The organism is Deltaproteobacteria bacterium (assembly GCA_016933965.1).
Classification (GTDB): Bacteria; Desulfobacterota; Syntrophia; order Syntrophales; family UBA2210; genus JAFGTS01.
Genome location: JAFGTS010000021.1, coordinates 1 through 18,923, shown reverse-complemented (window position 1 = coordinate 18,923; position 18,923 = coordinate 1). Strand labels below are relative to the sequence as shown.

General features: G+C 58.2%; 21 protein-coding genes. 19 read left to right on the top strand and 2 right to left on the bottom strand.

The window, feature by feature from the left end; all coding sequences use genetic code 11:
- Window positions 1-233: 233 nt before the first annotated feature.
- Window positions 234-1,523: a transglutaminase domain-containing protein gene (locus tag JXO48_04510; protein ID MBN2283134.1), complete on the top strand. Its 1,290-nt coding sequence runs from the start codon at window positions 234-236 to the stop codon at window positions 1,521-1,523.
- Here JXO48_04510 and JXO48_04505 read toward each other — a convergent pair.
- Window positions 1,510-2,331, bottom strand: a complete 822-nt coding sequence (locus JXO48_04505; protein MBN2283133.1) for a crotonase/enoyl-CoA hydratase family protein — start codon at window positions 2,329-2,331, stop codon at window positions 1,510-1,512. The two genes, JXO48_04510 and JXO48_04505, sit on opposite strands and share 14 nt — an antisense overlap.
- Window positions 2,332-2,416: 85 nt before the next feature.
- Window positions 2,417-2,998 (bottom strand): tetratricopeptide repeat protein, encoded by a 582-nt coding sequence (locus JXO48_04500; GenBank protein MBN2283132.1) that lies wholly within the window; start codon window positions 2,996-2,998, stop codon window positions 2,417-2,419.
- A 212-nt stretch (window positions 2,999-3,210) separates the two neighbouring features.
- On the opposite strand from JXO48_04500, the gene JXO48_04495 reads away from it, so the two are divergent.
- The 18 genes from JXO48_04495 to JXO48_04410 form a co-directional block, all read left to right on the top strand.
- Complete coding sequence (locus JXO48_04495; GenBank protein MBN2283131.1) at window positions 3,211-4,245, top strand: aspartate--ammonia ligase; 1,035 nt, start codon at window positions 3,211-3,213, stop codon at window positions 4,243-4,245.
- A gap of 180 nt (window positions 4,246-4,425) precedes the next feature.
- Entirely contained in the window at window positions 4,426-5,808 is a 1,383-nt protein-coding gene (gene asnS / locus JXO48_04490) for an asparagine--tRNA ligase (protein ID MBN2283130.1), read from the top strand.
- A gap of 73 nt (window positions 5,809-5,881) precedes the next feature.
- Window positions 5,882-6,139: a hypothetical protein gene (locus JXO48_04485; GenBank protein MBN2283129.1), complete on the top strand. Its 258-nt coding sequence runs from the start codon at window positions 5,882-5,884 to the stop codon at window positions 6,137-6,139.
- Between the two features lie 48 nt (window positions 6,140-6,187).
- Complete coding sequence (gene radC / locus JXO48_04480) at window positions 6,188-6,850, top strand: DNA repair protein RadC (GenBank protein ID MBN2283128.1); 663 nt, start codon at window positions 6,188-6,190, stop codon at window positions 6,848-6,850.
- A gap of 97 nt (window positions 6,851-6,947) precedes the next feature.
- The gene (locus tag JXO48_04475) at window positions 6,948-7,424 is read left to right on the top strand and encodes a CYTH domain-containing protein (protein ID MBN2283127.1); all 477 of its coding nucleotides are present in this window, start codon (window positions 6,948-6,950) and stop codon (window positions 7,422-7,424) included.
- 41 nt (window positions 7,425-7,465) lie between these two features.
- Complete coding sequence (locus JXO48_04470; GenBank protein MBN2283126.1) at window positions 7,466-8,671, top strand: 1-acyl-sn-glycerol-3-phosphate acyltransferase; 1,206 nt, start codon at window positions 7,466-7,468, stop codon at window positions 8,669-8,671.
- A 15-nt stretch (window positions 8,672-8,686) separates the two neighbouring features.
- Window positions 8,687-9,949, top strand: a complete 1,263-nt coding sequence (locus tag JXO48_04465) for an aspartate aminotransferase family protein (GenBank protein ID MBN2283125.1) — start codon at window positions 8,687-8,689, stop codon at window positions 9,947-9,949.
- An 18-nt stretch (window positions 9,950-9,967) separates the two neighbouring features.
- Window positions 9,968-10,942 carry a hypothetical protein gene (locus JXO48_04460; GenBank protein MBN2283124.1) on the top strand — a complete coding sequence of 325 codons (975 nt, stop codon included), beginning with the start codon at window positions 9,968-9,970 and terminating at the stop codon, window positions 10,940-10,942.
- Window positions 10,943-11,191: 249 nt separating this feature from the next.
- On the top strand, window positions 11,192-11,599 hold the full coding sequence (locus JXO48_04455; protein ID MBN2283123.1) for a hypothetical protein: 408 nt from the start codon (window positions 11,192-11,194) through the stop codon (window positions 11,597-11,599).
- Between the two features lie 2 nt (window positions 11,600-11,601).
- Window positions 11,602-11,997 carry a tetratricopeptide repeat protein gene (locus JXO48_04450; GenBank protein ID MBN2283122.1) on the top strand — a complete coding sequence of 132 codons (396 nt, stop codon included), beginning with the start codon at window positions 11,602-11,604 and terminating at the stop codon, window positions 11,995-11,997.
- 18 nt (window positions 11,998-12,015) lie between these two features.
- The gene (locus JXO48_04445; GenBank protein MBN2283121.1) at window positions 12,016-12,189 is read left to right on the top strand and encodes a Trm112 family protein; all 174 of its coding nucleotides are present in this window, start codon (window positions 12,016-12,018) and stop codon (window positions 12,187-12,189) included.
- Between the two features lie 78 nt (window positions 12,190-12,267).
- Window positions 12,268-13,308: an NAD-dependent epimerase gene (locus tag JXO48_04440; GenBank protein ID MBN2283120.1), complete on the top strand. Its 1,041-nt coding sequence runs from the start codon at window positions 12,268-12,270 to the stop codon at window positions 13,306-13,308.
- Window positions 13,298-14,674: a nucleotide sugar dehydrogenase gene (locus tag JXO48_04435; protein ID MBN2283119.1), complete on the top strand. Its 1,377-nt coding sequence runs from the start codon at window positions 13,298-13,300 to the stop codon at window positions 14,672-14,674. The genes JXO48_04440 and JXO48_04435 overlap by 11 nt, the downstream gene beginning before the upstream one ends.
- An 86-nt stretch (window positions 14,675-14,760) precedes the next feature.
- Entirely contained in the window at window positions 14,761-15,552 is a 792-nt protein-coding gene (locus JXO48_04430; protein ID MBN2283118.1) for a glycosyltransferase family 2 protein, read from the top strand.
- Window positions 15,553-15,572: 20 nt separating this feature from the next.
- Window positions 15,573-16,787 carry a glycosyltransferase family 4 protein gene (locus tag JXO48_04425; protein MBN2283117.1) on the top strand — a complete coding sequence of 405 codons (1,215 nt, stop codon included), beginning with the start codon at window positions 15,573-15,575 and terminating at the stop codon, window positions 16,785-16,787.
- Window positions 16,780-17,877 carry a putative lipopolysaccharide heptosyltransferase III gene (gene rfaQ / locus JXO48_04420; GenBank protein ID MBN2283116.1) on the top strand — a complete coding sequence of 366 codons (1,098 nt, stop codon included), beginning with the start codon at window positions 16,780-16,782 and terminating at the stop codon, window positions 17,875-17,877. Before JXO48_04425 ends, rfaQ begins: the two co-directional genes overlap by 8 nt.
- A 2-nt stretch (window positions 17,878-17,879) precedes the next feature.
- Window positions 17,880-18,446, top strand: a complete 567-nt coding sequence (locus tag JXO48_04415; GenBank protein ID MBN2283115.1) for a hypothetical protein — start codon at window positions 17,880-17,882, stop codon at window positions 18,444-18,446.
- 15 nt (window positions 18,447-18,461) lie between these two features.
- Window positions 18,462-18,923 (top strand): hypothetical protein (locus JXO48_04410; GenBank protein MBN2283114.1); only part of this gene is annotated, 462 nt, incomplete at its 3' end.

The window sequence follows — 18,923 nt, the reverse complement described above, 5'->3', positions numbered from 1 at the left end:
AGTTTGACGATTCCCGACGCCCGTTCGTGTTTGCACGGTACCGGGTTCGCCGGGCGGCCGTGATCCGCCCGCAGAGCCTGTGAAGAATTTCACAGCGGGGAAGTAACCCATTTCCTTGTCACCACCGGGGCCTTTCGAATATAGCATACCTTAACGGCCGCGCTCTTTCGTTCGAGAGAGCTGTGAATGCACATGTGTTCAGATGTCGGCAGCGGATGACCGGGTGAATCCTTTTGACAAGATATGTGGCGCTGAGCATTATCCTCTTTATGACGTTCTCTCCCGTTTCCCTCTTCGCGGGGAACATCACCGTCGAGGGGGGAATGATGTCAAAGATCCGTTTCGAAATAGAGAAGCTCATTACCACGGAGCAGGGCGTCCGGGTGCTGACGCTCACACTTGTGGAACCCCCGTCCTTTTCCTCCCCGACCTCCCGGCAGGAGGTCGACCGGTACAGTGTCAGATTCCTGCCTGAGCCGGACCGGAGGCAGGAGGGGTTCGATGACCGGGGTAATCACCTGATGACGGCGGTATGGGAATATCCGCCGCCGGTCGTAGTGGCGCGGGTGACCTTTGAGCTGGTGAACAGCACGATCCTCACGGAAATAACAACAAACGCGCCCTTTCCCGTGAAATCGACCGCTGGTGAGACCGCCGTCTACCTCGAACCGACCCGTCTCGTTCAGGCGGACGATCCGAGCATCCGGGAAAGGTCCGATGCACTGACCAGGGGGAGCCGGACGCAATTCGAGGCGGTTCATCGGGTCATCTCCTGGGTGATGGAAAACATGAGCTATGTATCGCCTTCCCCGCGGTGCGACGCCCGTTACTCTCTTGAATGCGGCAGGGGAAACTGTCAGAATTACTCGCACCTCTGCGCGGCGCTTCTGCGGGCTTCGGGGATACCCGTGCGCATCGTCAACGGCATAACCCTGAAAAAACCCTTTCATGTCAGGGGGAAGGAGAATTCTCTGACCTTCAGGATGGGGCAGGGGCGCCATTCCTGGATCGAGGTATGGTTTCCCGATCTTGGCTGGGTCCCCTTTGATCCGTACCGGACGGTCATGTTCGTCGCGAACCGTTTCGTCCGGGTCGAGGTCGGTTCCGATAACAGCGAAACCGTTCAGGACGGCCGCGTGCGCTGGACCACCGAGAAGAATAGCGGCGCGCGGTCACGGTCACAGGAAACCATATCCGCTGAATTCCCCGTCGATATGGTCGCCCTCGACGGCACGGACGAACGGATCGGCCCCGGAAGTCTCCTTCTCTGCCCTCCCGTCGGGACCGTGCACGAGCATGTCGAGTGCGAGGAAATGCCCGTCACGGTATGCGCGGTTCCGGCGATGCACTCTCAGCCCCGGTCTTCGTTTTCTTCTTTGAGAAGCGGATGCGATCTCTCCCGGACCGCTCACATCGGCGATTCCGCGGCCGGCGTCATAGACCTTGGCGACGGCTGGTTTGAAGAGGTCCGTTCCGGCGGGGACGCGGCCTTTTCTCCCTCTTTTCTTTCTATCTGCCCGTGAATAAGGGTTTTCTGCGTTCCGTGAACGCCGTGAAGGCTTCCATGAGATCATCGGAAGGGACGATGTTGGCACTGATGGATGCGACGTAGTCGAGGCCCTCATCAACGGACTTTCCGGTACCGGCATTGAGCACTTCCTTTGACGCCTGGACGGCCAGGGGGGAATTTGCGGCGATCTCACGGGCCATCTCCCCGGCAGCGGCCAGAAGTTGCTCCCGGGTGTCGTAGACGGCGTTCACGAGAGATATTTCCCGCGCTCTGGCGGCATCGATGGTGTGTGCCCGGTAGGCCAGTTCACGAGCGATGCCCTGCCCGACGATGAGAGGGACCCGCTGGAGGGACCCCAGGTCCGCGACGAACCCCACGGCGGCCTCGCGGAGCGAAAAGACGGCATCGGCGCTGCAGAGCCTGATATCGCAGGCGGATACCATGTCAAGGCCGGCGCCGATGCAGTGGCCGTGAACGGCGGCGATCACCGGCTTGCGGCACCACTCGATACAGCTCATGGCGTCCTGCATCTCCTTGATCTTCGGAAGCAGTTTCCATTTCACCCCGCCGCGCTGCTGGGCCTCCAGTATTTCCGGTACCGACCCTGCCATGCTGACAAGGTCGATACCCGCCGAAAAACACACCCCTTTCCCGCTGAGGATGACCACGCGGATCTCCGGGTCGGCATCAAGATCGGCAAATATGGGGACCGACTCCCGAAAGGCGGGCAGGTTCATGGCGTTCTTCTTTTCGGGTCGATTGAGATACACCCAGGCCACAGGCGGGTTCTTTTCTACCAGATAGTATTCGTAGGTGCTCATTTCTTCTTCCTCCATGGGGACGGTTTGTGTGAAACTATATCATTTTGCTCTCTCTGCGCGGCGACCGCCGCACGGTGGGTGTCTATCACCCGCATCCGCCGCCTCCTCCGGCCGCTTCCTTCTCGGCGGCCGCCCGGTCACGGGCCAGGGCTCCTTCGATCTCGTCGATAAGAGAAGCAGCGGCGTGAAGGTCCCCCCCTGCGGGGGACGCATCGGTCGTTTGACCTGACGTCAGATGTTCCACCCGTTCCCTGAGAACCGGCGTCAGGGAACTGCCCGGATTGCCCGCGATGAAGTCCTCCCATTCATCAATTGCCCGTGCTTTCTGATCGTTCAGGAGGAAGGCAAGGCCGAGATAGGCCGCCGCGGAGTCCTTCCGCGGGTCGATCTCACGGGCGTGAAGGAGGGCTTGAACGGCGCCGTCGGCGTCGTTCACGTGTATGAGACAGCGGCCCACGGCGATCAGTGCGTCGCGGTCATCGGGATCCAGTGCCAGGATGTTCCGGTAGTGATCGATCGCGACCCCGTACTTCCCCGATTCAAGGGCCGTGTACGCCCTTACATGCATGGAAGAGATCCTGATCGACTCCACGCTGCAGGCGGATGAAAAAAGAAGCATCGCCGGCACAAGGAGGCCCAGGATCAGGGATAACGGTCGTATCTTCATCGCAGTTTGATATCCTCGTAAAAAAGTGGATGAATGTCCGGTGACTTGCCAGGGGGTTATCAATTCCCGTTGTAATTTACAATAAAAATATATTCTTGTTGTTCATGATGACCTTGCAAGTAGGCGCAAGGTCTGGTAGTGTCCGCATATTTTCATGGGTGCCGGCGGGATCCTTACGCTGACGGCAACCCTTGGTAAGGAGGTACGGGAACATGGGGCTCTATATCCCCAGAAACTATGAGCCGTTGCTGAGCCTGACGGATACGGAGAAAGCGATACGGCTCCTCAAGGATTTTTTTCAGACGAACCTTGCCTTTGAGCTGAACCTTATCCGGGTTACGGCGCCGCTCTTCGTTCAATCGGGAACGGGGGTCAATGACGACCTGAACGGCGTGGAAAAGCCGGTATCCTTTAATATAAAGAACCTCGGCAATATGACCGTTGAAATAGTCCAGTCCCTGGCCAAATGGAAGCGGATGATGCTGGCCGATTATGGGTTTGAAGTGAGCACCGGGCTGTATACGGATATGAACGCCATCCGCCCCGATGAAATACTCGATAACACGCATTCCATATACGTGGACCAGTGGGACTGGGAGCGGGTGATCGCCCCGGAGGAACGGAACCTGGAGTACCTGAAATGCATCGTGAGGAAGATCTACGATGTCATTCGGCGGACGGAAAAATATATCAGCTATCAATTTTCGGAGATCACGCCGATCCTTCCCGACGAGATAACCTTTGTCCACAGCGAGGAACTGCTGAAACGGTACCCCGGCCTTTCCCCGAAGGAGCGGGAACGGGAGATCTGCCGGGAGCACGGCGCAGTTTTTCTTATCGGCATCGGTGGTGTGCTCGGGGACGGGAACCCCCATGACGGGAGGGCGCCCGACTACGATGACTGGACGACGCCCACGGAAAAGGGATACCGGGGGCTCAACGGAGACATCCTGCTTCATTATCCCCTGTTCGACTGTGCCCTGGAGCTTTCCTCCATGGGTATCAGGGTCGATCGGGAAGCCTTGCTCCGACAGCTCGAGATCACGGGGACAATGGAACGCACAGACCTCCTGTTTCACCGCCGCCTGATACAAGGGGACCTGCCCCTTTCCATCGGCGGCGGGATCGGCCAGTCGAGACTTTCCATGTTCTATCTCCGGAAGGCCCATATCGGTGAGATCCAGACCTCCCTGTGGTCGCAGGACACCATTGCGGCGTGCCGGAAGAACAATATCATTCTTCTCTGAGGTCCTTCGTGCCGGCGGGGAACGACAGTCCCCCGCCGGGTCAATTTCGCCTTGACTTGTGCAATCCGACCGGATATTCACTGGTTCTGACGAGTGATACGGGAGCCGCCCCGGCCCGTGATCCACAGGGGCCGCAGGTATTCCGGGCGGCTTTCATGGAGGGGCACACGAGGAACACATATGAAGCGGACAAAGATCCATGAACTTCTCCAGTCCGGAGATTCCCGGGAGCGGGTGCTTGTCAAGGGCTGGGTGCGAACGAAACGGGACTCGAAAGGGTTTTCCTTCATAGAGATGAACGACGGTTCCTGCCTGTCGAACATTCAGGTTATCGCCGACGACTCTCTCGGCAACTACGACGATATCCTGAAGATCACGACCGGTTCCGCCCTGGCCGTCACGGGAGACCTGGTGGCGTCGCCGGGCACGGGGCAGCAATGGGAGCTCAAGGCCCATGAGATCGAGATCATCAGCATCGCCCCCGATTCCTTTCCCCTCCAGAAAAAACGGCACAGTGACGAGTTCCTGCGCGGCATCGCCCATCTGAGGGCGCGGACCAACAAATACGGTGCGACGTTCCGGATCCGGTCCGCCCTCGCGTACGCGATCCACAGGTTTTTCAGGGAGCGTTCCTTCTATTACATTCACACACCGATCATCACCGCTTCCGATTGTGAGGGGGCGGGGGAGATGTTCATGGTGACCACCCTTGACGGGGCTCACCCGCCCCTGAAGGATGGTGCCGTGGACTATTCGCAGGATTTTTTCAAACGGCAGGCGAACCTCACCGTTTCGGGACAGCTTGAAGCGGAAATGCTGGCCCTGGCCCTGGGTGATGTCTATACCTTCGGTCCCACCTTCCGGGCCGACAACTCGAACACCCGGCGGCATGCCGCCGAGTTCTGGATGGTGGAACCGGAAATGGCCTTTTGCGATCTCTCAGGTGACATGGACCTCGGCGAGGAACTGGTGAGATACCTGGCCGCCTTTGCCCTGGAGGAATGCCGGGAGGACCTGTCGCTCTTCGCCCGTTTCGTCGATACGTCCCTGCCGGAGACGCTCGAGAACATCGTTTCTTCCGACTTCATGCGCATCCCCTATCGTGAGGCCGTCGATATCCTCACCGGATCGGGTCGGAAATTCGAGTATCCCGTTGAATACGGAAGAGACCTGCAGTCGGAACACGAGCAGTATCTGACGGAGGAGCACTTCAAAAAACCGGTTATCGTCCATGACTACCCAGCGGCCATCAAGCCCTTTTACATGAGGTTGAGCGATGACGGTGAAACAGTGGCCGCCATGGATATCCTTGTGCCCGGCGTGGGTGAGATCATCGGCGGCAGCCAGCGTGAGGAGCGTCTCGAGGTGCTTGAATCACGCATGGACGCCATGGGCCTGCCGAAGGAGGGGTACTGGTGGTATCTTGACTCCCGGCGGTACGGCAGTGTTCCCCACAGCGGCTTCGGTCTCGGGTTCGAACGGCTGATCATGATGATAACGGGGATCAGGAATATCCGCGACGTCATGCTCTTTCCCCGGACCGCGGGCAGTATTGAGTTCTGAGTGACCGTCACCGGTCGTTTCCGGAACGGGACATCCCCCCGAATACCGCCTCGCGATCATCGATGAGGACGGTATGTCTGAAAAAAATGAAAAAATGAAACGGGTCAATGAACTGATGGCCGCGGAGGCGCGCCTGCGCGAACGGGTCGATGAGCAGGGGAACCGCTGGTTCAAGGCATACTGCGGTGGTGGAGAGCATTTCCGCCACTGGCTTGCCCAGTGCCGGGAACTGGGGGAGGTCATGGTCGAGGAGATCGATGCCACGGGATATTCCTGTTACGAGGAAAGCGGGGAAAAACTCTACCGGATATGGGTGAAAATGGAGCGGTGACCGGCAGGGCCCCGGTATGAAAATGCCTGCGAGGGGGGGATGAATGGGATGAAAAAACGGTTAGCCGCCATGCCGAGCCATGAGCGGCCGAGGGAGAAATTGCGTTACAAGGGGGCGGCCGCGCTCTCCGATGTGGAGCTCATGGCGGTCCTGCTGGGGAGGGGAACGCAGGGACATGACGTCATGACCGTGGCGGAGCGGGTCGTCCGTGAGGTCGATTCGGCAGCCGGGGGCCGGTTGATCGAGGCCCTCGAAGGGATCGGGGGAATGGGACCCGCCAGGGCGGCAATGATAGAGGCCGCACTGGAGTTCGCCCGGCGGCGTATCCGCCCCGAGGGATACCGGATATCCTTTCCACCCGATGTGCTTCCCCTGGTGCGGCATTACGGTGACCGAAAACAGGAGTGTTTCGTCTGCCTTTCCCTGAACGGCGCCCATGAGGTGATCGCGAGCAGGGTGGTGTCGGTAGGTCTGGTGAACAGGACCCAGGTCCATCCCCGCGAGGTCTTCGCCGATCCCATCACGGACCGGGCCTCGGCGATCATCGTGGCCCACAACCATCCCTCGGGCAACCTCACTCCCAGCGACGAGGACCGGGCGGTGACGAAACAGCTTCAGGCGGCCGGGGAGACCCTGGGGATCCCCGTCCTGGATCATGTCATTTTCGATCACCGGGGATACTACAGTTTTCTTGAAAAGGGCGATATGTGAGTGGACCGTTTCAATGGCCGCTTCAAAAGGGATTCAGAAGGCGGTCGGAGGATGCCTGAAATCATGAAATTTGCACACGGAAAGAGAGTGGATCACCATGGCTCTTGAAATTGAAAGAAAATTTCTGGTCTCCGGTGATGCCTGGCGGAAGGGTGCCATCGGCGTCCGGTGCCGCCAGGGATATCTCCAGACGGACCCGCGGCGGATCGTCCGGGTCCGTGTCATGGGTTCCGATGCCTTCATAACCGTCAAGGCCGGGCTCAGCAGTCTTTCCCGGCTCGAATTCGAATATCCCATGCCTGTCGGTGACGCCGAGACGATTATCAACGATCTCTGCCGGGAAGCGGTCGTGGAGAAGACCAGGTATCATGTTTCATATGGCGGCCGCATCTGGGAGATCGACGAGTTCGAGGGAGAGAACCGGGGGCTCATCGTGGCGGAGGTGGAGCTCGACGACGAAAGACAGCACGTGGCTCTGCCCGATTGGGTGGGGGAAGAGGTGTCGGGAGACCCCCGCTATTACAATTTCAACCTTGCAATTGCGCCTTTTACAAAGTGGAAAAAAAAGGTATAATACAGAAACTCGATGAACAATGCCTGCGAGGTTCGACGAACATGAAGGGATCGAAGAGCAAGATCGTTTACGATGCCATTATCTTCGGTTTTTCATGCGCCGGGCGGCTGATCGGCCAGCGATACCGCCTCCTTGGGAAGGAACACCTCAAGAACGTTCCCTTTCCGGTCATCTTTACCGTTACCCATGACAGTTATTTCGAGATCCCCGCCCTCTCCAGGGTGTACCGGGCGCTCAAGCCGAAACCCATCTTTTCCGTCATGGCGAAAAAGGATTTCTTGAGCGGTGAATATCTCTCCACCAATTTCCGAGTGAAGAGCGGAGCCCTTCGGGCCGTACTGAAGTTGGTTGACAGATTGCAGCTTCCCCTGATGCTCTTCAGGATCATGAACGTTGCTTCGGTCCATCGCCCCTTTATTGAAAAGACCCTTCAGAAAAAGGACGAGCTGAAACAGGAGATATCGGCGCAGATAGACCACTTCAGGGACAGCCTGTCGCAGGGTATGTCGACGCTGATATTCCCCGAGGGAACGACCTGGGGATACGGCGGGCTGAAACGGATCCGGAGCGCCTGCTATCAGTTGGTGGACACGATACACGGGCAGTACGGGAAAAAGGTCTACATCCTGCCCATCAATGTCAAGGTGGACCGCCTCGTTCGAGGGGCGAAGGATATATTCGTCAACGTAGGGGTTCCCCAGTTCGTCATCAAATCCAAGGACGAGTTCAACGAATATCTCTTCGGCGCCTTGCAGCGGCTTCACACGATCACCTTCAGCCAGATCGGGGCATACTATCTGAAGAAGATCTGCCTCGTGAGCGGCCAGACACGGCAGGACGTCATCCTGACAAAGGATGTCCTCACGGCCCATATCGAAAGAGTCGTTCGTAACGTGCACGCAATGGTTCAGAATCAGAAGCTTCCCGCCTTTGACGGCAAGCTTGTCGACAGAAAATACCTGGCCGGCAAGGTGAACGGCTTTATCAAATACTGCACCAGGAACAATTATTTCGTGGAAATTTCACGGAACCGGCGTGAAAAGGCGTACCGCCTCAATGGAGAGAAGATCCTGGCGTCATATCCCGTCAAGCAGTATCGAAAACTCAATCCCGTCGGGTTCCACGCGAACGAGCTGACCTCTCTCGGGGAGGAGCTGATCGATCCGCTCTTCGATATTCCGGGCGTGATCACCATGGATAGCGTGCCTCCTGCCCCGGGAGGCGGCACTATCAGCCTGTCCCCGTAAGCACCAGGTAAACACGTGAAACATATCGGTACCGACAGCAAGGACGGTATTATCGGGCGTTTCGCCGGGCATGTGTCCTCGGGAAAGGCGGAGTTCTTCGCATCGGTCGGCATCGATTTCGTTTTCGGACGCAGGGAGGGACCCTTCGTCTGGGACGCCGTCTCCTCCAAACGGCTCATCAACTGTCACTGCAACGGCGGTGTCTTCAATCTCGGTCACCGGAACCCCGCCGTCATCGCCGCCCTTGAAGAGAGCCTGAAAGAACTCGATATCGGCAACCATCACCTGATCAGCGAACAGCGGGCGCTCCTGGCGGAGGACCTGGCCCGCCTCATGCCGGGCGATGTAAACCGGACCGTCTTCGGTGTCGGCGGTGGGGAAGCCATCGACCTGGCGATCAAGCTTGCCCGGGGATTCACGGGGCGGTTCACTGTACTGTCGGCTGCCGGCGGGTATCACGGTCATACGGGGCTGGCGATGGCGACCGGTGATGAACGATACCGTGCCCCCTTCGGCCCGCAGCAGCCCGGGTTCGTCCAGGTACCCTTCAATGATATCGGGGCGCTGGAAGCAGCCGTGGATGATGGTACGGCGGCCCTGATATTCGAAACCGTACCGGCCACCGCCGGCATCGTCATTCCCGATGATGAGTATTTCGCCCGTGTTCGGAAGGTCTGCGATGAGCGGGGAGCGCTGATGATCATCGATGAGGTGCAGACCGGTCTCGGGCGGACGGGAAAACTCTGGGGCATAGAGCATTCCGGTATTACGCCCGACATCGTGGTGATCGGCAAGGGACTCTCGGGAGGCATCTATCCCATGAGCGCCACCTGTTTCAGGGACGACCTGGAATCCTTTTTCCGCGGGAATCCCTTCATCCATGTGTCCACCTTCGGCGGCGCCGAGGTGGGCTGTCCGGTTGCGCGGACCGTTCTTGCCATATCTTCCGAGCCGGGATTCCTTCATCGGGTCAATGAAACGGCCGCCATATTCACCGGCGGTTTTGAAATGCTGCAGCGCAAACACCCTGAGATCCTTGTCGGGCTTAGGCAGCTGGGGCTCATGATGGGAATTGAAATGGTCAACGAGGCCTGCGGGCCGGTCCTGTCGAAGACCTGTTATGACAACGGCATCCTGAGCGTGTACGCAAATAACGACACACGGGTCAGCCAGCTGCTTCCGCCCCTCATCATCGACGCCGGGCTTGCGGAGGAGATCGTCGAGCGGGTCGACCGGGCACTGGATGACGCGAAGCGGTTTCTCAACCTGAGCCGGTAGGATGAGAAAGGGAAGAGCATGGGGGAACCCATCGACGCTGAACTGCTCCGGGAATTTGAAGCCGGTCTCGACCCCCGAAGGCCCGAACTAAGCCGGATGCCGGCCAGGATCATCGGCTACGGTGAGATCAGCACCATCTTCGAGATCGCCCATCCCGCCCTCGCGGGGTATGCCTTCAAACGGATGCCGCTCTTCAGGTCCGTCGATGAGATGTCCCGGTATGAGACCCTGTATGAGGAATACGACCGGCTCATCCGGGAAACGATCCACATCGAGGTTCCGGAATCCCTGACGGTTCGCGTCCTTCCCGAGCGGGGGAACCTGATCGTCTACATCGCCCAGCGGCGGCTTCCTTCGGCGTCGATCGGCAACCAGTTGCTCCACCACCTGGACGATGATGCCATCGGCATCCTCGTTTCCTGCCTCCTGAAAGAAATGAAGAGGGTCTGGCGTTTCAACGGTGCCGGGAGCGGTGTGAGGATCGGCTTCGACGGCCAGATATCGAACTGGGCCCTGCGCGGGTATGACGGCAGCGTCAAACCACGCATCGGGGATGACGCAGCCTTCTATTATTTCGATACGAGCACCCCCCTGATGACCAGGGATGGTGTGGAACAGCTCGACCCCGAGCTTTTTCTCCGGAGCGCGCCGTCCTTTCTGGTCTGGCTCATCAGGTGGCTTTTTCTCGAGGATGTCATGACCCGGTACTACGATTTTCACCTGGTGGCCGTCGACCTGATCGCGAACTTCTACAAGGAACAGCGTCCCGATCTTGTCGGGCCGCTCGTTGACCGGGTGAACGACTTCTTCCGGAACGACGCCCCCGAACTGGCGGTGGCGGCTGTCACCGAAAAGGAAGTGCGTGCCTATTATCGGGAGGATGCCATGATCTGGCGTCTCTACCTTGCCCTGCGACGGTTCGACAGGTTCCTGCACCGAGCGGTGCTTCGGAAACCCTATGTCTATATCCTTCCCGGCAGGATCAAGCGATGAGATGAACGATGGGGGAAGCGCAGCTCCGCGACCGGAGAGCGGGCCGCCGGGGATTGCAAAATCCTTGACTTCCGGCGTCACTTTGTGGAATGAAAGGGAACATTTACGGATGTTCCCCCGTGTTTCGGCGGCCTCCCTTTCACGAGGTCTCCGAAAGCGTGGTATCGGCGGTGTAGCCGGAAAACATGAAGGCCGGAGGTCCCTCTGGAACGAGAAGTCAAATGTCCCGAATGCTTCTCCACTGTTGTCGTGGCTGACGAATCCGAGTTCTTTGTCTGCCCGGTCTGCGGGGCATCCCTTGAGATGACCGTGGTGCAGGAGGGGGTGACCCTGGTGGGGACTGCCGGTGACGAGGGACGGAAGCACGGAGCGACACCAGGCGAGGCGATCGCTGAAGACTACCTGAAGTGGCAGATGGCGGCCATTGCGGCCATGCTGATCGGCATCGCCGGCCTGCTGCTCCTCTTCTTCTCGATGGTGCGGGAATTGATGACCTATGGGTTCTATTATCTCCGGCAGCCCGTGCACGCGGTCCTGACGGCGACAGGGGCCGCTTTTTCACTGTTTCTGATCGTTGGCGGCGTGCTGTTCAATCAATATATCAAGAGGGAATTGAGCCGGCATGAAACGGGGAAACATGCCGGGGAGGACCGGTGAGTATGCTGGGAAGGAAAAAAAAGGACGGTGCCGGGGAACCGAAGAAGACCAGGGAGGAGCGATGGCAGGAAAAGAACGCTGCACTCATCGAGTTGATAAACGGCCGCAGGATCCGGGAAGCTCTGGAAGCCGGCAAGGAGATGGTTGAGTTCGTCGACCGCGAATTCAAGGGTGACGCACGGGAAAAGGCGACAACCTACAACAACATGGGAATGATATTTCTCCTTTCCCGGGACTACGATCTTGCCGAAGAGGCCTTTCATGACGCCCTGAACATGCGGAAAAGGATATACGGTGATCTGCATAAGGAAGTGGCCGTCATCCTGCTGAACCTGGTCGAGCTGTACCGGACACAGGCACGGGAAATACTTGAACTGAACCCTGTCGAGGTGAAATGACCGGAACGGGAGATAATCATGGTGATAAAAAAAGAACTGCTTGAAATTCTGGTGTGTCCCCAATGCAAGGGGGAGATATATCTGAACGAAGCGGGGGACGGGCTGATCTGCGATAACTGCCGACTCCTCTACGAGATCAGGGACGATATTCCGATCATGCTGATAGACGAGGCGAAACGCCTGGACGAATGATCGGTATGAGCTGTGGAATATGAGCGGAGGCGTCCGGTTGCGTCCATCGGGTGAAGGCCTCAGGGAGAACGTGTCAGGATGGCCGGCATGAACATTCTAGTAACGGGTGCAGCGGGGTTTATCGGGTTCCATCTGAGCCGTGCTCTTCTGGGGCAGGGAGTCGCCGTGACGGGCCTGGATAATCTGAACGACTATTACGATGTCCAGTTGAAAAAGGACCGCCTCGCCCTGCTCGAGGACCATGACCGGTTCCGCTTTATTCACGGGGATATCTGTGACCGGGAGCTTCTGGAACGCTGCTTCGCCGGCGAACGTTTTGACCGGGTGATACATCTGGCCGCCCAGGCCGGGGTCCGGCACAGCCTGAAGAATCCCTATGTTTACGTGGAGAGCAACCTGGTGGGTTTCACCAACATCCTCGAGGAATGCCGGAAGGCCGGGACGGAACACCTGATCTTCGCCTCTTCAAGTTCGGTCTATGGTGCGAACCGGGCCATGCCCTTTTCCGTCCATCACAATGTGGACCATCCCATCAGCCTTTACGCGGCGACGAAAAAGGCGAACGAACTGATGGCCCATGCTTACGCCCACCTGTTCAAGATCCCTTGCACGGGTCTGCGTTTCTTCACCGTTTACGGTCCCTGGGGAAGGCCCGACATGGCCTATTTCCTCTTCACCCGGTCCATCTTCGAGGGTCGCACCATACAGGTTTTCAACCAGGGACGGATGAAGCGGGATTTCACCTATGTTGATGACGTGATCGAGGGTATCCTGAGGCTCATCGACCATATTCCCCGGGGCGATGCCGGCTGGAGCGGCACAGCGCCCGATCCGGCCTCCAGCTTCGCGCCGTACCGGATCTACAATATCGGGAACAACCAGCCCGTGGAACTGATGCGGTTCATCTCGGTCATCGAGAACGCCGTCGGGAAAGAGGCGAAAAAGGATTTTCTCCCCCTGCAGCCCGGCGATGTCCCGGAGACCTTTGCCGACGTGGACGACCTCATGGAAACCGTGGAATACCGGCCGCGCACGACCATAGAGGAGGGTCTCGGAAAATTCATCGACTGGTACCGGGAGTATTACGGGAAGAAGGGAGACGGCCCCCATGAGTTTTGAAAAACATATCCTCTGTATCGGCGCCGGCTATGTGGGAGGCCCCACGATGGCCGTGATCGCCCATCAGTGTCCCCGGCACAAGGTGACCGTCGTCGATGTCAACAAGGAGCGGATCGACCAGTGGAATTCCGACGAACTGCCCATCTTCGAACCGGGACTCGATGAAATAGTGCGGGCGACACGGGGAAAGAACCTCTTTTTCTCCGACGATATCGCGGCAGGTATCAGGGAATCGGAGATCATTTTTGTCAGTGTCAATACACCGACAAAGAGCTTCGGTACCGGTGCGGGCATGGCCGCCGATCTCCAGTTCTGGGAGAAAACGGCCCGGCAGATCCGCGAACATGCCGGATCGGACAAGATCATCATTGAAAAGAGCACCTTTCCCGTCAAGACGGCCTTTGCCATGGAGCGGATCCTTTCGGCAACGGGAACGGAATATCATTTCGATGTCCTGTCCAATCCCGAATTCCTCGCCGAGGGGACGGCGATCCGTGACCTTATGGAGCCCGACAGGGTCCTGATCGGTTCCCGCGAGACACCCCGGGGGCTCAAGGCCCGTGATGAACTGATGGATATCTTTCTTAACTGGGTCCCCCGGGAGAAGATCCTCACCACGAATATCTGGAGCAGTGAGCTGTCGAAACTGGTGGCGAACGCCTTTCTGGCCCAGCGGGTTTCATCGATCAACGCCTTCACGGCGCTCTGTGAGAAAACGGAGGCCGACATTACGGAGGTGGCCCGGGCAGTGGGAATGGACCACCGGATCGGCGGCAGATTCCTGAACGCCGGCGTCGGTTTCGGTGGGTCCTGCTTCAAGAAGGATGTCCTCAGCCTGGTTTATCTGTGCCGCCATTACGGACTCGATGAGGTCGCCGATTACTGGGAAAGCGTAGTGGCCATCAACGAATACCAGAAAGAACGCTTCGTTCGGGGCATACTCAATGCCATGTTCGACACACTGGCGGGTAAGCGTATCTGTCTCATGGGGTTCGCCTTCAAGGCGAACACCGGCGACACCCGGGAGAGTCCCGCTATTCACATCGCGAAACGGTTGATCGAGGAACGGGCCCGTCTGGTCATCACCGACCCGAAGGCGCTGAGGAATGCCGGGAAGGACCTTGCCGGCACGGCCGGGACGGTGGAGTTCGAGGCCGACCCCTACGAAGCCGCGGCCGGATGCGACGCCCTGGCCCTCGTCACCGAGTGGGACCTCTTTAAAGAACTTGACTACGAGAGAATATACGGGGTAATGAACAAGCCCGCCTTCGTCTTTGACGGGCGGAATATTTTGGATCACAGGAAGCTGTTTGAGATCGGATACAATGTGTTTCCCATTGGAAAGCCGCCCCTGAAGCATTTCTGACATGCAGTGCCGCTCCCCATCCTCGACACCCATGCATCGAAACACACCGGTTCCTTACCGACAGCGACCGATAGTGGAGGAATGAAATGAACAAGATTTCCGTGTATATAATCGCCTACAATCAGGAGAGCAAGATAGGGGATGCCGTGAGGTCCGTGCTCTGGGCCGATGAGATCGTCCTCGTCGATTCATACAGCGGGGACAGGACCGCCCAGATCGCGTCCGAACTGGGAGCCCGGGTGGTACAGGTGGAATTCAAGGGATTCGGTGATCTGCGGAATCAGGCCGTGGCCGCCTGTACCCATGACTGGATATTCAGTCTCGATTCCGATGAACGCTGCACGCCGGAAGCGCGCGACGAGATCCTCCAGGTCATCAACGCGCCCGACGCACGGGACGCTTACTTCATGCCGAGAAGGAATTTTTTCATGGGGCGGTGGATGCGACACTCAGGGTATTATCCCGATTACCGGCAGCCCCAGCTTTTCAGAAAGGGAGCCGTGGTATACCGGCAGGATGAGGTCCATGAAGGCTACGACCTGCAAACCGATACGGCTCCGGGATACCTGAAGAAGGCCATCTGGCAGGTCCCCTTTGAGAACTTCGCCGAGCGACTGCAGAAGATCCAGCGCTATTCGGACCTGGGCGCGGTGAAGCTCCGTTCCTGGGGTGATTCGGCAACCATGGGAAAGGCCCTGTCCCATGCGACCTGGGCGTTTTTTCACACCTGGCTCATCAAGGGCGGCATTCTTGACGGCTGGGCGGGGTTCATGATCTCCCTGGGTAACTTTGAAGAAATATTTTACAAATACGCCAAGCTCTGCGAACTTCTCGCCGATTGGAAGGAACCGGGAACGGAACCCCTGTACCGGAAGTGAGCAGCCCCCGGGGACCGGTTGTGCCGCGGGAACCCGCGGAGGCGGGGAGCACACATCATGACAGGCAGGCAGATCCCATGAAAATCGCCCTGGTACGGCAGAAGTATTCCGATTTCGGCGGGGCAGAAAGATACCTCGCGTCACTGGCGCAGTGCCTGGCCGCTTCGGAACACGAAATTCACCTCTTTTCCAGTGGGTGGAAAAAAAAGGAAACCCCGGGAACGGGTCCAAGGGGAATAACCTTCCACCATGTGCCCGTCGTAACGGGTCTGTCCGTGCTGGAGGTCCTCAGCTTCGCCCTCAACGCCCGCCGCCTGCTGAAAAGCGAACCATTCGATATTATTCACAGTTTTGAGCGTACCATCTACCAGGATGTGTTTCGGGCCGGCGACGGCTGTCACCGGGAATGGCTGAAGCAGAGAAAGAAAATTGACCCCTGGTATAAAATTATCTTCAATGCCTTCAATCCCCTCAATTTCGCCTTGCTCTGGATAGAAGGACGGATCTTTGCCGAGGGCAATTACCGGATGATCATAGCCAATTCAAAGCGGGGCAAAGAAGAGATCATGAAACTTTACGGTGTTCCCGACGAAAAGATACGGGTCATCTACAATCCCGTCGAAACCGATCGCTTCCGGTCGCGCGAGGCCATAGAAAATTCGCGTCTGATCAGGAAAACCCTGAACATTGCGCCGGAAGACAGGGTCCTCATTTTCGTCGGGTCAGGGTTCAGGCGCAAGGGAGTTGCCGCGGCGATCCGGGCCATGGCCCGCCTGGGGAAGGGAACACATCTGATCGTGGTGGGGAAGGACAGCGTCGCCTCGTACCGGTCCCTGGCGGTGAAGCTCGGCGTGGGACCTGCGGTCCATTTCGTGGGCCCCGTGTCGGATGTTGAAAAGTATTATCAGGCAAGCGATGTTCTCGTTTTCCCGACAATTTACGAACCCTTCGGCAATGTCTGCCTCGAGGCCCTGGCGGCGGGCATTCCCGTTGTCACGACGCGGATATGCGGCGCCGCGGAAATGCTTGAAGAGGGGAAGAACGGATACGTCGTCGAGGACCCCCTTGATGACAGAGAGATAGCAGAAAAGGTGAAAAAGGCACTGGAACTCGACAGGGGCAGTATGGAAGAGGTAAATGACCGTCTCCTGCAGCACTTCACCTGGGAGTGGCATGTGAACAAGATCCTCGATATTTATGATCACCTTGACAGAATGAAAAACGGACATGCCTGAAGCATACGAACATATCCTTGTCAGTAAATTGCGGCATCTGGGGGATGTGGTGATCATCACACCCCTGCTCCGGTCGCTGCGGAGCTGTTACCCCCGGGCGGTCATCTCGGTCCTGGTGAACCGGGGTACTGAGGGGGTCCTGGACGGCTTTCCCTTCGTGGACCGGGTGCTGGTCCTGAAAAGGGGGAAAAACGCCCTCGCCGACGTGATGTCGCAATGGCATCTCATCAGGGACATCCGTGACCTGAAGGCGGATCTGTTCATCGCCCTCACCGGGTCGGACCGCGAGGCGCTGTACGGTTTTCTCAGTGGCGCGAAGCGTCGGATCGGATTCCGTTCCAGAAAGAAAAAAACCTTCGATCGCCATTTCCTCTTTACGGAAACGGTGAACCCGGCGCCGGGGCTCCATATCGTCGACCATCAGCTTGAGATGCTGAAACATCTCGCATGCGGGCCGGCCGGGAGGGATCCGGTTCTCTATTGGAGCGCGGAAGATGAGGCAGCCTGCAACGACCGTCTCTCGGCGGCGGGAATATCCGCGGTCGATGCGTACGCCGTCGTGCATCCCACGGCACCGAAAGGATACAAGATGTGGCGCATGGAAGGATACGCGGCCCTCTGCGATTATCTCCATAATACATGGCATGTTCCAACGGTCCTGATAAGCGGTCCCGATAAGAGGGAACGGACCTTTCTCGACGGGATCCGGCGGAGGGCGGAGCATACCGTTCACGACCTGGGAGGGCAGGTAAACCTGAAGGAGCTGAAGGCCCTCATCGGCAGAGCGGCGCTGTTTGTCGGCGTCGATTCCGGACCGATGCATATCGCGGAAGCCGTCGGGACGCCGGTGGTGGCCCTTTTCGGTTCCCAGGACCCGGAGCGCTGGGGCCCCCGGGGTGCCGCAGACATAGTGGTCCGGAAGAACTGGGACTGTGTTCCCTGCCGGAAAGAGGGATGTGATGGAAACGGAAGCTGGAGCCGCTGCCTCGACGAACTGACCGTCGAGGAAGTGCTGCCGGCCGTCGCCCTGCAGATGGAACGAATAGGTGATACGGGCGGAGAACGAGGCCGGCAACCCTCTCACAGGTGACCATGATCGATCTGGGAACATTTTCGGGGAAAAAGGGGCTGGAACGGCTGCGCGAGGAAGTGGAGGCGCTCCTTGATTCCCGGCGGACGGTGATCGTCGCCGTGGCGGGACTTCCCGGTTCCGGCAAGACCCACATGGTCAAAAAGTGTGTCAGGTTCGGATTCGGTTCCTTTGGAAAAGATGATGTCGCCGTCATCGATGACAACACGGTCTACACGACCCGGTTCTGGCGCCTTCAATGGGATAAGCTCAAGGGAGGGAAAGAAGAAATAGCAGCTTTTGTTCGTTCCGCAGGTGCGGAAGTGCTCTTTTTTTCCAACTGGATACCAGGCCGCTTCATCGATCACGCCGATATCATGGTCTACCTGGAAGCGCCCGAGGGAACCCGCCTCAGGCGGTTGAAGAAACGATACCGGAAAGAACCGGAGAAGTACCGGATACAGAAAGCAAAACGGACCATTCCGGAGGAGCCCGCCTTCCGTTGCGAGCGTTCGATGACCATCATGAACGATTCCCCGGCCATGACGGTCTGGTTCCTGTCGTGGATCCTCAGGCGACTGGTCCGGTGATGACGGGAAGGGTGCATGAAAGACGGTGTCCGACGAAGAGAAACCGTGTTGTTCTGCGGGCCCATGGATGAGCCGCTCAATTCGGGGCGCTACATGATCGATGGCATGGAGCGGCTCGGGTACTGCGTGGTGGGATATGATTACCGGACCCACGACCGCTTCGAGACGGAGATCCCGGAACTTGTCGAGAGAGAGCGCCCTGCCTTCGTCCTGACCCTGAAGGGTGAAAAGCTGAGTCCGGGCCTGATCGAGGGGATCAGGAAAACGGGTGCGACGGCGATCCTCTGGTTCACCATGATCCCCCTTGAAGACTGGATGGTGCCGCTGGCCCTGGCCCATGATTTTGTCTGTACCAACGTGGAGGACCACCTCGCCTACTTTCGGCGGGCGGGGGTGTTGAACGTGAAATGGGTGCACCAGGGATTCGCGCCGGAATTCTTCGGTATCGCCGGTCCCGGCGGGGAGTATGGCGGCGGC

Excerpts from the sequence above, each read along its gene's own strand:
- rfaQ (MBN2283116.1), top strand. The coding sequence starts at position 16,780 with ATGCCTGAAGCATACGAACATATCCTTGTCAGTAAATTGCGGCATCTG.
- JXO48_04470 (MBN2283126.1), top strand. The coding sequence starts at position 7,466 with ATGAAGGGATCGAAGAGCAAGATCGTTTACGATGCCATTATCTTCGGT.
- JXO48_04475 (MBN2283127.1), top strand. The coding sequence starts at position 6,948 with ATGGCTCTTGAAATTGAAAGAAAATTTCTGGTCTCCGGTGATGCCTGG.
- JXO48_04440 (MBN2283120.1), top strand. The coding sequence starts at position 12,268 with ATGGCCGGCATGAACATTCTAGTAACGGGTGCAGCGGGGTTTATCGGG.
- JXO48_04505 (MBN2283133.1), bottom strand. The coding sequence starts at position 2,331 with ATGAGCACCTACGAATACTATCTGGTAGAAAAGAACCCGCCTGTGGCC.
- JXO48_04450 (MBN2283122.1), top strand. The coding sequence starts at position 11,602 with ATGCTGGGAAGGAAAAAAAAGGACGGTGCCGGGGAACCGAAGAAGACC.
- JXO48_04500 (MBN2283132.1), bottom strand. The coding sequence starts at position 2,998 with ATGAAGATACGACCGTTATCCCTGATCCTGGGCCTCCTTGTGCCGGCG.
- JXO48_04430 (MBN2283118.1), top strand. The coding sequence starts at position 14,761 with ATGAACAAGATTTCCGTGTATATAATCGCCTACAATCAGGAGAGCAAG.
- asnS (MBN2283130.1), top strand. The coding sequence starts at position 4,426 with ATGAAGCGGACAAAGATCCATGAACTTCTCCAGTCCGGAGATTCCCGG.
- JXO48_04445 (MBN2283121.1), top strand. The coding sequence starts at position 12,016 with ATGGTGATAAAAAAAGAACTGCTTGAAATTCTGGTGTGTCCCCAATGC.
- JXO48_04485 (MBN2283129.1), top strand. The coding sequence starts at position 5,882 with ATGTCTGAAAAAAATGAAAAAATGAAACGGGTCAATGAACTGATGGCC.
- JXO48_04460 (MBN2283124.1), top strand. The coding sequence starts at position 9,968 with ATGGGGGAACCCATCGACGCTGAACTGCTCCGGGAATTTGAAGCCGGT.
- JXO48_04435 (MBN2283119.1), top strand. The coding sequence starts at position 13,298 with ATGAGTTTTGAAAAACATATCCTCTGTATCGGCGCCGGCTATGTGGGA.
- JXO48_04415 (MBN2283115.1), top strand. The coding sequence starts at position 17,880 with ATGATCGATCTGGGAACATTTTCGGGGAAAAAGGGGCTGGAACGGCTG.
- radC (MBN2283128.1), top strand. The coding sequence starts at position 6,188 with ATGAAAAAACGGTTAGCCGCCATGCCGAGCCATGAGCGGCCGAGGGAG.
- JXO48_04495 (MBN2283131.1), top strand. The coding sequence starts at position 3,211 with ATGGGGCTCTATATCCCCAGAAACTATGAGCCGTTGCTGAGCCTGACG.